This is a genomic window from Gordonia oleivorans, assembly GCF_040044975.1.
GTDB lineage: Bacteria > Actinomycetota > Actinomycetes > Mycobacteriales > Mycobacteriaceae > Gordonia > Gordonia oleivorans.
Genome location: NZ_JBDZDI010000004.1, coordinates 210,012 through 223,589 on the forward strand (window position 1 = coordinate 210,012; position 13,578 = coordinate 223,589).

Below are 13,578 nucleotides of genomic sequence, written 5' to 3' on the forward strand. Positions count from 1 at the left end.
TGCATCACGAATGAACATGACAATAGATGGTGATTGATTCGTTGTCTAGACGCAACTCATGTATTTGTACACTCAGGGAACTGATAGCGGCTCTATGTCTGGCGCTTACGGGCGTGAACCGACGCGCGACGACACGCGATGACGACACGCAAGAGGGCTGCATTGGAGAGGGCGGTACCGAACAGCACGGGACGGCGCCCGCGCCACCATCGGGTCCGGCTCGGACTCAGGCCCCGATCAACTCGCGGAGGCGATCGACGAACGCCACCTGGGCAGGGTTGAGCTTGATAGCCGCATCCGCAGTCGAAACCCATTGCGCCCGATCGACTTCCGGAAACTTCTGCACCCGCCCCGACCGCGGCGGCCAGACCATCTCGAAGGTGTTGCTCGCCACCATCGACACATCGAGATCACCCTCGACGGCGAAGGCGACGACCCGTTTACCGCTCTTGAGCCGGACCACGCCGAGATCAAGGACCTCGCCCTCAGGAGCGGGTTGCCCGATCTCCTCGGCGAATTCGCGTCGGGCGGCGGCCAGAAGATCCTCACCCTCGTCGACGAGGCCCTTGGGGATCGACCACGCGCCGTCGTCCTTGCGTGCCCATAACGGTCCGCCGGGATGGGCGATGAGGATCTCGATCCCGGTGCCGGACCGCCGGTACATCAGCAGCCCCGAACTGAGCTGGGAGGTTCGAGGCGCCATGCGGATATATTCTGCCGGAAACACATTCGACACACGAGCGCGTCAAATCGGAAATCTCGCCCTCGTAGACATGGGGAATGTCAGTTCTCGACACCATCAAGCACGGGCGCAGCACCGACCATCCGGTCGACGACATCCCCCCGTTCGCCAAGCTCTTCCCCCTCGGCCTGCAGCACGTCCTGGCAATGTACGCCGGTGCCGTCGCGGTGCCGTTGATCGTCGGTGGCGCGATGATCAGCGCGGGACAGATGCAATCCGACGAGATGGTGCATCTGATCACCGCCGACCTCTTCGTCGCCGGTATCGCCACGCTGCTGCAGGCGGTCGGGTTCTGGCGTTTCGGCGTGCGGCTGCCGCTGATGCAGGGTGTCACCTTCGCCGCGGTCGGACCGATGATCACCATCGGCCTCGGGCACGGCATCACCGCCATCTACGGTTCGGTGATCGCCTGTGGCCTCTTCATGATCCTGGTGGCCCCGATCGTCGGGAAGCTCATCAGATTCTTCCCACCACTGGTCACCGGAACCATCATCCTGATCATCGGCGTCTCGCTGATGCGCGTCGCGGCCGGCTGGTTCGGCGGCGGCACCGCCCAGGGTGAGGACTTCGGCGCACCCAAGGCCATCGGTTTCGGCTTCCTGACGCTGCTGATCATCATCCTGCTGGAGCGCTTCGCCCCGGCGACGATCAAGCGCGTCTCGGTGCTCGTCGGCCTGGTGATCGGCACCCTGATCTCCATCCCGTTCGGGATGACCGACTGGAGCAACGTCGGTTCGGCCTCCTGGGTGGCGATCCCCGAGCCGTTCTACTTCGGCCTGCCCACCTTCAACGTCAGCTCGATCATCGCGATGATCATCGTCGCTCTGGTGATCATGACCGAGACCACCGGTGACATCGTCGCCGTCGGCGAGATCGTCGACAAGAAGATCACCCCGCAGAAACTCGCCGACGGCATGCGCGCCGACGGTGTCGGCACCGTCCTCGGCGGCATCTTCAACACCTTCCCGTACACCGCGTTCGCCCAGAATGTCGGGCTCGTCGCCATCACCGGGGTCAAGACACGCCACGTCGCGACGTGCGCCGGCGTCATCCTGGTGATCCTCGGTCTGCTGCCGAAGATGGCCGCGATCATCGAGGGCATCCCGCAACCGGTCCTCGGCGGCGCGGGCGTGGCACTGTTCGGCATGGTCGCCGCCAGCGGTGTCCGGACCCTGACCAAGGTCAAGTTCAACAACACCAACATCCTGGTCGTCGCCATCTCCGTCGGCGTCGCGATGCTCACCGAGGCCAAGCTGTACTACACCGACCGCACCCTCAGTGATGCGCCGGTCAACGTCTCCCTCGACCTGTATCACCAGTTCCCCGACTGGTTCCAGACGATCTTCCACTCCGGGATCTCCGCCGGCGCGATCACCGCGATCGTGCTGAACCTGCTGCTCAACTGGCGCAGCACCTCCCCCGACCCGGTCGACTACCACAACACCGGCGAGATCGACGTCGCCGAGGCCGAGGGACTGTCCGGCTCCGACGCACCGCGTGGGGGCGCGTTCGACCCGCGCGACGCACTGGCCGCCGCCGACCCGAACACCCCGCCGGAGACCCTCAAGGTCCTCGCCGAACACGATCCCGGACTGCACCGATTCATCGTCACCAACCAGTCGGCACCCAAGGAACTGTGCGAGTGGATCAGGAGCCAGGGCGATCCGACCGCGACGGCTGTGCTGGACCGCTGGGACGGCGTCACCGACGGGAAATTCTCCAGTCGTGGTGAGGGATCGATGACCGTCGACTAGGAGTGTGCCTCGGCGCCGGTACCGCCGGTGCCGAGGCGATTGCGGCCGTAAACTTGACCCATGCCCCCCAGCCCACAGCCCGAAGAACTCGACCCCGCCGTCGACGATCCCGACATCCCGCATGACACCCCACACGAATCGGCGTTCGCCTTCGGTGACGCCACGCCGATCGGCGAGACCGACCGCATCGCCCGCGAACGGGCCATCTACGAGGCGGCCCGCCACGGTAACGACCTGAACCGGGGCCATGCCCTCGGCGGGAGTGACGGGACCACCGAAGGCCAGTGACCGCCCGGCCCGGCGCGTCGAACACCACGACCGGTGCGACGCGCCGGGCCGAGTCATGTCCGACCCGCCGGTAGCGGTGTAGACACTCTAGACATGGAGGTCCTCACCAGCCGCGTGTTGCTGCGTTCGGCCGATCCGGAGAAGCTGCAGCACTTCTATCGACATCAACTCCGGCTCTCGGTGGCGCGCGAGTACCCCGGCGGCATGGTCTTTCATGCGGGCAACGGACTCATCGAGATCCCCGGCCACATGAGTTCGGACATCAGCTCGGGCGTCGAACCGTCCGGAGCACTCTGGCTGCAGGTGCGCGATGCCGTCGCGACCGAACGTGAGTTGCGGGCCGCGCACGTCGACATCGAGCGTGAACCGGTGACCGAGCCGTGGGGTCTGATCGAGATGCACGTCCGCGACCCCGACGGGCGGTTGCTGATCGTCGTCGAGGTCCCCGCGAGCCATCCCCTGCGGCTCGACAACCGGTGACCGTCGCTCCCGGTCGTGTCGGCGCCCCATGACAGACTGGACCGCATGAGCACGTGGACCGCGCCCACCGTCGGCGGATCGGTGGACGCCATCGTCGAGTTGCCCGGCTCGAAGTCGATCACCAATCGTGCGTTGCTGCTCGCCGCCCTCGCCGACGGGCCGTCGACGATCACCGGCACCCTCCGCAGCCGTGACACCAACCTGATGCTCGCCGCGCTCACCGGGCTCGGTGTCGGCATCCGCGTCGACGCCGCCGACCCGACCACGGTGTCCATCGAACCCCGCGACATGCACGGCACCGACGTGTACTGCGGGCTCGCCGGAACGGTGATGCGATTCCTGCCCCCGGTCGCGGCGCTGGCCACCGGGCGGGTCGACTTCGACGGTGACGCACAGGCACGCCAGCGCCCCCTGTCCACGATCCTCGACGCGCTGCGTGATCTCGGAGTCGACGTCGACGGCGACTCGTTGCCGTTCACCGTCAACGGAACCGGGTCCGCACGCGGCGGCGAGGTCACCATCGATGCGTCCGGGTCGTCGCAGTTCGTCTCCGGTCTGCTGTTGACCGGCGCGCGGTTCACCGACGGCCTCACCATCCGGCACGTCGGTCCCCCGGTACCGTCCATGCCGCATATCGAGATGACCATCGCGATGCTCGAGACCGCCGGGGTCACCGTGGACGTCAGCGAACCCGACGTCTGGCGGATCGCACCGTCGACGATCCGCGCGGTCGATTGGATCGTGGAACCCGACTTGTCCAATGCGGCAGCGTTTCTCGCCGCCGCCGCGGCCACCGGCGGCCGGGTGGGCGTGCCGCGCTGGCCGGCGGTGACCACCCAGCCGGGCGCGCAGATCGCCGACATCCTCGCCGAGATGGGTTGCACCGTCGAACTTCTCGACGGGACGCTGACCGTGCGTGGGCCGCAACGGCTGACCGGGATCACCCGGGATCTGCGTGAGGTCGGCGAGCTGACCCCGACCGTCGCCGCCCTCGCGGCGCTGGCCGAGGGCGAATCACGTCTCACCGGGATCGCGCATCTGCGCGGACACGAGACCGACCGGCTCGCCGCACTGGCCACCGAGATCGGCCGCCTCGGTGGCGATGTCACCGAGATCGACGACGGCCTGATCATCCGACCGGCGGAACTCCATGGCGGGCGCTGGGAGTCCTACGCCGACCATCGGATGGCCACCGCTGGGGCCATCATCGGGCTGCGGGTACCGGCGGTCACCGTCGACGACATCGAGACCACCGCAAAGACGCTGCCGGACTTTCCGGGCATGTGGCAGAAGATGATCGGCCGTCCGTGAGTCGCCGCGCGGCGAGTTACGACGAATCCGACGTCCGGATCCGACCGGGCAAGGGTTCACGGCCGCGCACCAAGACACGCCCCGCCCACGACGACGCCGAATCGGCGATGGTCGTCTCCGTGGACCGCGGCCGCTGGGGCTGCGCCCTCGGCGGCGATCCGGACCGCATCGTGGTGGCGATGCGTGCCAGGGAGATGGGCCGGACACCGGTGGTCGTCGGCGACGACGTGTCGGTGGTCGGCGACCTCTCCGGAAAGCCCGACACCCTCGCCCGCATCGTCAAGGTGGCCGACCGGCGAACGGTGTTGCGCCGCACCGCCGATGACACCGATCCCTACGAACGCATCGTGGTGGCCAACGCCGAGCGCCTGCTGATCGTCACCGCCATGGCCGATCCCCCTCCCCGCACCGGCTTCGTCGAACGCGCCCTGGCCGCCGCCTACGTCGGCGGGCTGGAACCCGTGCTGTGCCTGACCAAATCCGATCTCGCCGACCCGACGGAGTTCGTCGCGGCCTTCGACGGCCTCGATCTGCCGATCGTCCGTGCCGGACGCGACGATGCCCTCGACGACCTCCTCGCCATCCTGCGCGGGCACCTCGCCGCCTTCATCGGACACTCCGGGGTGGGCAAGTCCACCCTCGTCAATCGCCTGGTGCCGGACGCCGATCGCGCCACGGGTGTGGTCTCCGGGGTGGGCAAGGGGCGCCATACGTCGACGCAGTCGGTGGCGTTACCGCTCCCCGCGTCGGCGGAGGATCCGGACGGCGAACGGTCCTGGGTGGTCGACACACCCGGCATCCGGTCCTTCGGGCTGGCCCACGTCGAACCCGACGACATCATCGACGCCTTCGACGACCTGCACGAGGCGATCGAGCACTGCCCGCGGGGTTGCACCCATGTCGGCCCGCCCGCCGATCCGGAATGCGCTCTCGACGAGTTGACCGGCCCGTCGTACCGGCGGGCAATGGCGGTGCGGCACTTGCTGATCGCGGTCAGCGGCAGTGGCGGCGGCAAAGACATCGGCACTGGCGACGACGCGGCGCCCGAGTCCCCCACCGAGTGACGTCAGCGGTCGACGACGGTGGTCTCGAAGAAGTACCGGTCCGCGCGATAGGCGTGCCGGCCGACCTCGACCACCTTGCCCGCATCGTCGAATGCGGTGCGCTGCATGGTGAGTAGCGGCGCACCCTCGTCGACGTCGAGGAGGGCCGCCTCGTCGGCATCGGCAGCCTTGGCACCGATGACCTGACGCGCCAGCCGGATGTGCACACCGTTGGCCCGGAGCCCCTTGTAGAGACCCCCGTCCTCGAGGTCACCCGGCGGTGGGCAGATGTCGGCGGGCAGATGGTTGGTCATCACCGCAAGCGGTTCACCACCGGCGCTGCGCAGACGCCGGATCGTCACGGCCTCCGCGTCGGCGTCGAGGCCGAGTTCGGTGCGCAGGTCGTCGTCGGGTACCGATCGGCGATACTCCAGCAGCTGCGTCGCCGGATGCATCCCGGCGGAACTCAGGTCGTCGAAGAGGCTGGTCAGCTCGACCGAACGATTGACCGGACTCTGGACCACCTGGGTGCCGACTCCCCGCTTACGGACCACCACACCCTTGTCGACGAGTTCCTGGATCGCCTGCCGGATCGTGGGCCGGGAGAGCTTGAGTCGCTTGGCGAGATCGAGTTCGTTCTCGAGCCGATCGCCCGGGGTCAGCTCGCCATTGATGATCGCCGACTCGATGGCCTGGGCGAGCTGATGGTAGAGCGGCACCGGGGTCGAACGGTCGAGATCCACCTGCAGCTGGGTGGCCTGTGTCATGCCTCACAGTATGTCATAACAACCAAACATTGGCCTCGGTTCATTCCGGCGGCATGTTGAACGGCGTGATCACCTGGATCTCCGTCGCGCGCGGTCGATACTCCCCGGGCACCGCACCGTGGTGACTCATCACCGTCTGGGCGACCTGTCGCATGTCCGCGCGCAGGTCATGATGCAGCACCGCGGTGAGATGTCCGCTACGCAACAGATCGCGATTCGACGGCCCGAGGTCGTGGCCGAGGAACACCTGGCATGTCCGATCCGCGGCGGCGAGCGCCGCGACGATTCCCTTGTTCCCGCCGCCGATCGAATAGACGGCCGCGATCCGTGAATTGTGGTGCAGCGCCGTGGTGGTCAGCCTCCGACTGGTCACGTCGAGCCCGTCGGAGCCGGAGACGTAGGTGATGTGCCGGTGCGGATCGTCGCGGCGCATCGCGGCACGAAAACCCTTCTCCCGCTCCTCCTCGCCCCGGAATTCCGCGCTGCTGGTCATCACCAGGATGTCAGCGTCGACGTGCCGCAGCCACTGCGACATCAGATAGGCCGCGGTCGCGCCGGCCGCCCGATTGTCCATGCCCACATAGCCGATCCGCGTGCTCATCGGCACATCACTCACCAGCGTGATCACCGGAATACGCGCGGCACTCAACCTGCCGATCGCGGCCGCGACCTCGGGTGCGTCCGGCGCCTTGAGGATGACCGCGTGACTCCCGTGACGCGCGATGGCGTCGAGTTCGGCGACGATCGCCTCGACCTCCCACTGCTCGTGGCAGTGGTAGCGCGCCCGGAAGGTCGCCGGTCGCAGGCTCGGCATCTCGAGCTCCAACGCGGTGCGCACCATGGACGAGAACCGTTGCGGGGTCTCCATCACCAGGTCGATCATGAACTGCCGACCGGAGAGCCGGAGTTGGGTGCGCTGCCGGTCGAGGTCAGCGATGGCCTGCTCGACCTGACGGCCGGTGGCCTCACGCACGCCGGATCGCCCGTGCAGCACGCGGTCGACCGTTGCCTCACTGACGCCCGCCTGCCTGGCGATGTCGCGCACCGGATAGCGATGTGGCATGGCCCACTCCTGAGGGATTTTTGATGGATATCTGCCCTTGTTAGGACATTAGGATCTTGCCAGGGTTGTGGCAAGGGATTCCCCATCGATCCCTCCTTTTATGGACAGGAGCGCACACCCCATGACCGTGCACAACCCCTCCGGCGAGCGCACCTCGACTCACCGCGCCGACCGCTTCGGGCTCGACGAATGCCGCATCGACGACTTCGTCACCGCCATCGACGCCGAGACCGATCTCGCCGACTACCCGTACGCGACATCGGTCGACCACAACGTCCTCGTCTACGACGCGGCTGCCCTGCGGTCACAGATCGCCGATCCGGCCGTCCGCATCAGGGTCGGCGACGAGTTGGCACGAGCGCTGCTGACCGGGCCCGGCATCGTCGTGTTCGCAGGCGCATTCGACGAGCGGCACGGACTGGGCGAATCCACCCGGATCTTCTCCGACATCATCGACGAACAGCACGCCGCCGGCCGCAGTTTCGGCGACCATTTCGCCGCACCCGGAGCCAACGACCGCATCTGGAATGCCCTGCAGAAACTCGCCATCCGCAACCCGGAGACCTTCACCCGGTACTACGCCAACGACATCCTCGCGTTGATCTGCGAGGCGTGGCTGGGCCCGATGTATCAGGTGACCTCGGCCATCAACGTCGTCAATCCCGGTGGCGCCGCACAGAATCCGCATCGCGACTACCACCTGGGTTTCATGTCGACCGACACGGCCGCACAGTTCCGCGCGCACATCCACCGGTTGTCGCCGGCGCTGACCCTGCAGGGTGCGGTCGCCCACGTCGACATGCCGCTCGAGTCGGGTCCCACGACGTACCTGCCGTACTCACAGCGATACGAACAGGGATACATCGCGTTCAACCTGCCCGAGTTCCGCGATTACTTTGCCGCCCACCACATCCAGATTCCGCTCCGTGCCGGCGACGGGGTGTTCTTCAATCCCGCACTGTTCCATGCCGCCGGCCACAACACCTCCACCGACATCAAGCGCATGGCGAATCTGCTCCAGGTGTCGTCGGCGTTCGGGCGCGCGATGGATGCCGTCGACCGGTCGGCGATGCTGCGATCGCTGTATCCGTCGCTGCTCGACCTGGCGGCCTCCGGCGACCAGTCCGGCGTCGACCACGTCATCGCCGCCGCCGCGGAGGGATACGCCTTCCCCAGCAACCTCGACCTCGACCAGCCACTGTCGGGGCTGGCCGGCGAAACCCAGGCCGAACTGGTCCATCGTGCCCTCGCCGGCGGTTTCGACGCGGAGCGCTTCTCCCGCGAACTCGCCGAACTCGATCGGCGGCACACCGCATGAGCACCACGACCGGCCTCCGTATCGCCGCCGCCCCCATCTCCTGGGGTGTATGCGAGGTGCCCGACTGGGGCTACCAGGTTCACCGGGATCGGGTCCTGGGAGAGATGCGCGAACTCGGCGTGACCGCCGCCGAAACCGGCCCGGAGGGCTTCCTGCCCTCTGCCCCACAGGAACTGCGCGACACCCTCGCGTCGTTCGAGCTGACCTGTGTGGGTTCCTTTGTGCCCGTGGTCCTGCACGATGCCGACCACGATCCGGAACCGGAGGTCTCCGAGGTTCTCGACAGACTCGAGATCTCCGGGGGTGACGTCGTCGTACTCGCTGCCGCCACCGGTGTCGACGGTTACGACGCACGGCCCGATCTCGACGATGCGCAATGGTCCACTCTGCTGGCCAACCTCGATCGCCTCGACCGGATGGCTGCGCGCAGAGGTGTAGTGGCAGCATTGCATCCGCATGTCGGCACGCTGATCGAGAATCGCGAGGAGGTGTATCGAGTGCTGGAGAACTCATCGATCGGGTTGTGCCTGGACACCGGTCACCTGCTCATCGGCGGATCCGATCCACTCGAGATCACCGCAGCCTTCACCGACCGCATCCGGCACGCGCATCTCAAAGACGTTCGTCTCGACCTCGCGGAACAAGTACAGCGCGGTGAACTCTCCTACACCGAGGCCGTCGCCGCCGGTATGTATGTCCCGCTCGGCGCGGGCCGGGCCCGCATCTCCAAGGTGGTGGGCGCGCTCACCGACGCCGGATACCAGGGATGGTTTGTCCTCGAACAGGATACGATTCTCGCCGACGAGGCCGCCGCCGACTCGGCCGCTGCCGATGTCGCGGTCTCCATGTCGTATCTGCGCCGCGTGGCCCGCGGAGAGATCTACGTATGAACCGCGCAAGTTCGGTTGACGAACCGTTGCGGATCGGCGTCCTCGGCGCCTCCCGGATCGCCGAGAACGCGATCGTCGGCCCCGCACGCGAACTCGGCCATCGACTGGTCGTGGTCGCCGCCCGGGACCGGCGTCGCGCCGAGGACTTCGCCGCGACGTACGGCGTTGAGCGGGTCGTCGACACCTATGACGAGGTGATTGCGGCCCCCGACGTCGACATGATCTACAACCCGCTCGCCAATTCGCTTCACGCGCCGTGGAATCTGGCTGCGATCCGGGCCGGCAAACCGGTGCTGACCGAGAAACCGTTCGCCCGCAATGCCTCCGAGGCCCGCGAGGTGGCCGATGCCGCCCGCGGGGCCGGCGTTCCGATACTCGAGGGGTTCCACTACCTGTTCCATCCGTTGATGGCGCGCACTCGGGAACTGCTGGGTGACGGCATAATCGGCGATCTCCGGCGCGTGGAGGTCGTGATGGGCATGCCCGAGCCGGCTCCGACGGATCCGCGATGGTCCTACGATCTTGCCGGCGGTTCGCTGATGGATCTGGGCTGCTACAGCGTCCATGTGTTTCGGCATCTGGGCGAGTTCGCCGGGGGTGAGCCGGTGATCACCGCGGCATCGGCCGTGGTCCGCGACGGCCAGGTCGACGAATCGGCGACGATCGACGTGCGGTATCCGTCCGGGGCAACCGGCGCCACGACCACGTCGATGGTCGACGCCGACTACACCTTCCGGTGTCGGATCGTCGGCGACACCGGTGAATTGATCCTGCACGACTACCTCTCGCCGAAGCGCGACGACCGCCTGACCATCATCAGAGACGGCACCGAGCACGTCGAGCACGTCAGTACCCGCGCGACCTACACCTTTCAGCTCGAGGCACTTGCCACCGCATTGCGGTCCGGCGAATCGCTGCCGATCGGGCCGGACGATGCCGTCGCCACCATGGAGTTCATCGATGCCGCCTATCGTGCCGCCGGGTTGATGCCGCGCTGAGTCACCGATCGGAGATCCATTGACGACTATTTGTTAGGACATTTGCACAAACTGGGTTACGATCCTCTTGTGACTGTCATCACTGACAGTGGAAGATGTAACCCAAGGCAAGGAGCACCATGTCCACCACCGATGACCATCCGGGTCTGAAACACGATCAGTCGACTCTGCCGCCGCTGGGAACGGGACCGTTCCGGCGGCGTCTTCATGCCGTGGCCCTGATCGCCACGCTGGGCGGTTTGCTCTTCGGCTACGACACCGGTGTCATCAACGGCGCACTGGAGCCGATGAAGACCGACCTCGGCCTCACCGCCTTCACCGAGGGTGTGGTCACCAGCTCCCTGCTGTTCGGCGCCGCGTTCGGTGCGCTGATCGGCGGTCGGCTGTCGGATGCCATCGGCCGCCGCAAGTCGATCATGGGCCTGGCGGTCCTCTTCCTCGCCGGAACCCTCATCTGCGTGTTCGCTCCGGGATTCGGTGTCATGGTGGTCGGACGTGTGGTGCTCGGACTGGCCGTCGGCGCCGCGTCGACCGTCGTCCCGGTCTACCTCGCCGAACTCGCGCCGTATGAGATCCGCGGCTCCCTCGCCGGCCGCAACGAGGTGATGATCGTCGTCGGTCAGCTCGCGGCCTTCATCGTCAACGCCATCATCGGCAACATCTGGGGCGAGGAGGACGGGGTCTGGCGCATCATGCTCGCCGTCGCCGCCCTCCCGGCGATCTGCCTGATGGTCGGCATGGTCCGCGTACCCGAGTCACCGCGCTGGCTGATCGCCCAGAACCGCCGCGAGGAGGCCTACGACGTTCTCGCCACCATTCGTTCGCAGCAGCGCGCCCGGGCCGAGGTCGACATGGTCGAAGAACTCCACGAGATGGAGGAGACCGCGATCCACGGCAGCTGGACGGCGTTGCGCGACAACAAATGGATTCGGCGCATCGTGCTGGTGGGCATCGGAATCGGTGTGGCCCAACAACTCACCGGCATCAACTCGATCATGTACTACGGCCAGTCCGTCCTGAAGGACGCCGGATTCGCCAGCAACGCCGCACTCATCGCCAACATCGCCCCCGGCGTCATCGCGGTCGTCGGCTCGATCACCGCACTCTGGCTGGCGCAGAAGATCAATCGGCGCACCACCCTCATCATCGGCTACAGCCTCACCACCACCTGCCACTTCCTCATCGGCATCGCATCGCTGGCGTTGCCCGAGGGCAATCCCGCCCGTCCGTGGGTGATCTTGACTCTCGTGGTGATCTTCGTCGGATCGATGCAGACCTTCCTCAACGTGGCCACCTGGGTCCTGCTGTCGGAGATCTTCCCGCTGCACATCCGTGGTCTGGCCATCGGCATCTCGGTGTTCTGCCTGTGGATCACCAATGCCCTTCTGGGACTGTTCTTCCCGACCCTGGTCGAGGCGACCGGCATCACCGGCACGTTCTTCATGTTCGGTGGCATCGGCATCATCGCGCTGCTGTTCGTCATCACCCAGGCCCCCGAGACCCGCGGCAAGACCCTCGAGGAGGTCGAGGACGAGGTGTCCACCGGCCGTATTTACCCGAGCCGACGGATCAGGGAACTCATCTGAGCAGCCAAGACATCACCCGAACACGCGCGATTCCCGCACCGGATACCGGTGCGGGAATCGCGCTTTTCGGATTGCGTGACGAGTACGCCTTCACTCTCCAACCGGATTCCCACAACCGAACCCGGAGTTGAACGCCGCCGGCCATCACAGCAGATATAGATGCGGCCACACAGGTCACTCGCGCCGTATATCGACACCAGCCGCTCGTCACACCGCGTTCGTATCCGCCGCGGGTCGAGTGTTGGGTGGGCACCGACAGAGAACTGCAGCGCGACCCGAGAATTCGGGCCGCGCTGCAGTTGTCCGTGTGTCAGATTGTCAGCTCACCAACGCCGAGTCGGCGGCACGCAGGGTCTGGGCGGCCTCACGCAGTCCGTCGATCTGGCCGAGGGAGACGTCCTCGTGCTCGATGTTGACGGCCATGTTCGGGTCGACGGCCGCCAGTGCCGCGAGGAATCGCGTCCAGAATCCGATGTCGTGACCGCGGCCGACGGCGACGAAGTCCCAGGCGGAGTCCTCCGGCCACTTGTTGACCACATGCTTGCCGCCGAGTCCGGTCGGGTTCTCCGACAGCGGGATTCGGGTGAACCGCTCGTCGAGGACGCCGTAGATCGAGCAGTTGTCGTTGATCCGGGTGTCCTTGGCTGCGGCATGGACGACCAGCGGGCCGAGCCATTCGATGGCGGCCACCGGATCGATGCCCTGCCAGAACAGATGCGACGGATCCATCTCGGCACCGATGTTGGTGGCGCCGAGCCGGTCGACGAGCCGCTTCATCGTCGGCGGATTGAACACCAGATTCTGCGGATGCATCTCGATGGCGACGGTGACGCCGTTCTCGCGGGCGAGCGCATCGATCTCGGCCCAGAACGGCAGGGCCACCTCATCCCACTGGTAGTCGAGCGAATCGAGGTAGCCCGAATCCCAGGTATTGACGTGCCAGGCCGGCCACTGGCCACCCGGATGCGCATGAGGCAGTCCGGACATGGTGACCACGCGGTCGACGCCGAGCAGCCCGGCCACCCGGATCGCGTTACGCAGGTCGTCGGCGTCCTCGGGGCCCACCTCCGGGTCCGGATGCAGCGGATTGCCGTTGCAGTTCAGGCCGGCCAGGGACACGCCGGTGCCGTCGAAGGTCGAGAGGTAGTCACGGACACTCACCTCCCCGGACAGCAGTTCGGCCACCGGGAGGTGCGGGGTACCCAGGAAACCGCCGGCGTTGATCTCCGCGCCGGTCAGGCCGAGTGAGCCGATGACCTCCAGCGTCTCGGGCAGGGAACGGTCGTGCAGGATGGCGGTGTACACACCGAGTTTCATGATGATGCCTCTTTCGGATGG

General features: G+C 66.6%; 13 protein-coding genes. 9 read left to right on the forward strand and 4 right to left on the reverse strand.

Annotated elements, in window-relative coordinates; genetic code table 11:
- Positions 1-226: 226 nt before the first annotated feature.
- Positions 227-703: an NUDIX hydrolase gene (locus tag ABLE92_RS09180; RefSeq protein ID WP_348804434.1), complete on the reverse strand. Its 477-nt coding sequence runs from the start codon at positions 701-703 to the stop codon at positions 227-229.
- 77 nt (positions 704-780) lie between these two features.
- Here ABLE92_RS09180 and ABLE92_RS09185 point away from each other — a divergent pair, with 77 nt between their 5' ends.
- From ABLE92_RS09185 to rsgA, 5 genes are all read left to right on the forward strand, one after another.
- Positions 781-2,496, forward strand: coding sequence for a nucleobase:cation symporter-2 family protein (locus ABLE92_RS09185; protein WP_348804435.1), 1,716 nt, complete (start codon positions 781-783; stop codon positions 2,494-2,496).
- A gap of 60 nt (positions 2,497-2,556) precedes the next feature.
- Positions 2,557-2,784, forward strand: a complete 228-nt coding sequence (locus ABLE92_RS09190; RefSeq protein WP_348804436.1) for a hypothetical protein — start codon at positions 2,557-2,559, stop codon at positions 2,782-2,784.
- A gap of 93 nt (positions 2,785-2,877) precedes the next feature.
- Positions 2,878-3,264, forward strand: coding sequence for a VOC family protein (locus tag ABLE92_RS09195; protein ID WP_348804437.1), 387 nt, complete (start codon positions 2,878-2,880; stop codon positions 3,262-3,264).
- Positions 3,265-3,309: 45 nt separating this feature from the next.
- Positions 3,310-4,575: a 3-phosphoshikimate 1-carboxyvinyltransferase gene (gene aroA, locus ABLE92_RS09200; RefSeq protein WP_348804438.1), complete on the forward strand. Its 1,266-nt coding sequence runs from the start codon at positions 3,310-3,312 to the stop codon at positions 4,573-4,575.
- Positions 4,572-5,639: a ribosome small subunit-dependent GTPase A gene (rsgA, locus tag ABLE92_RS09205; protein WP_348804439.1), complete on the forward strand. Its 1,068-nt coding sequence runs from the start codon at positions 4,572-4,574 to the stop codon at positions 5,637-5,639. The genes aroA and rsgA overlap by 4 nt, the downstream gene beginning before the upstream one ends.
- 2 nt (positions 5,640-5,641) lie before the next feature.
- Here rsgA and ABLE92_RS09210 read toward each other — a convergent pair whose 3' ends face one another.
- Both ABLE92_RS09210 and ABLE92_RS09215 read right to left on the reverse strand, forming a co-directional pair.
- Positions 5,642-6,385 carry a GntR family transcriptional regulator gene (locus ABLE92_RS09210; protein ID WP_348804440.1) on the reverse strand — a complete coding sequence of 248 codons (744 nt, stop codon included), beginning with the start codon at positions 6,383-6,385 and terminating at the stop codon, positions 5,642-5,644.
- A 40-nt stretch (positions 6,386-6,425) separates the two neighbouring features.
- Positions 6,426-7,448, reverse strand: a complete 1,023-nt coding sequence (locus ABLE92_RS09215) for a LacI family DNA-binding transcriptional regulator (protein WP_348804441.1) — start codon at positions 7,446-7,448, stop codon at positions 6,426-6,428.
- Positions 7,449-7,569: 121 nt separating this feature from the next.
- Here ABLE92_RS09215 and ABLE92_RS09220 point away from each other — a divergent pair, with 121 nt between their 5' ends.
- The 4 genes from ABLE92_RS09220 to ABLE92_RS09235 all read left to right on the forward strand — a co-directional run bounded on the left by ABLE92_RS09220 (position 7,570) and on the right by ABLE92_RS09235 (position 12,240).
- Positions 7,570-8,766, forward strand: coding sequence for a phytanoyl-CoA dioxygenase family protein (locus tag ABLE92_RS09220; RefSeq protein WP_348804442.1), 1,197 nt, complete (start codon positions 7,570-7,572; stop codon positions 8,764-8,766).
- A complete protein-coding gene (locus tag ABLE92_RS09225) occupies positions 8,763-9,656 on the forward strand; it encodes a sugar phosphate isomerase/epimerase family protein (RefSeq protein ID WP_348804443.1) in 894 nt (297 codons plus the stop codon). The genes ABLE92_RS09220 and ABLE92_RS09225 overlap by 4 nt, the downstream gene beginning before the upstream one ends.
- Positions 9,653-10,654, forward strand: a complete 1,002-nt coding sequence (locus ABLE92_RS09230) for a Gfo/Idh/MocA family protein (RefSeq protein ID WP_348804444.1) — start codon at positions 9,653-9,655, stop codon at positions 10,652-10,654. Before ABLE92_RS09225 ends, ABLE92_RS09230 begins: the two co-directional genes overlap by 4 nt.
- Before the next feature lie 119 nt (positions 10,655-10,773).
- Positions 10,774-12,240 (forward strand): sugar porter family MFS transporter, encoded by a 1,467-nt coding sequence (locus ABLE92_RS09235; protein ID WP_348804445.1) that lies wholly within the window; start codon positions 10,774-10,776, stop codon positions 12,238-12,240.
- 318 nt (positions 12,241-12,558) lie between these two features.
- Here ABLE92_RS09235 and ABLE92_RS09240 read toward each other — a convergent pair whose 3' ends face one another.
- The gene (locus tag ABLE92_RS09240; RefSeq protein ID WP_348804446.1) at positions 12,559-13,557 is read right to left on the reverse strand and encodes a sugar phosphate isomerase/epimerase family protein; all 999 of its coding nucleotides are present in this window, start codon (positions 13,555-13,557) and stop codon (positions 12,559-12,561) included.
- Between the last annotated feature and the right edge of the window lie 21 nt (positions 13,558-13,578).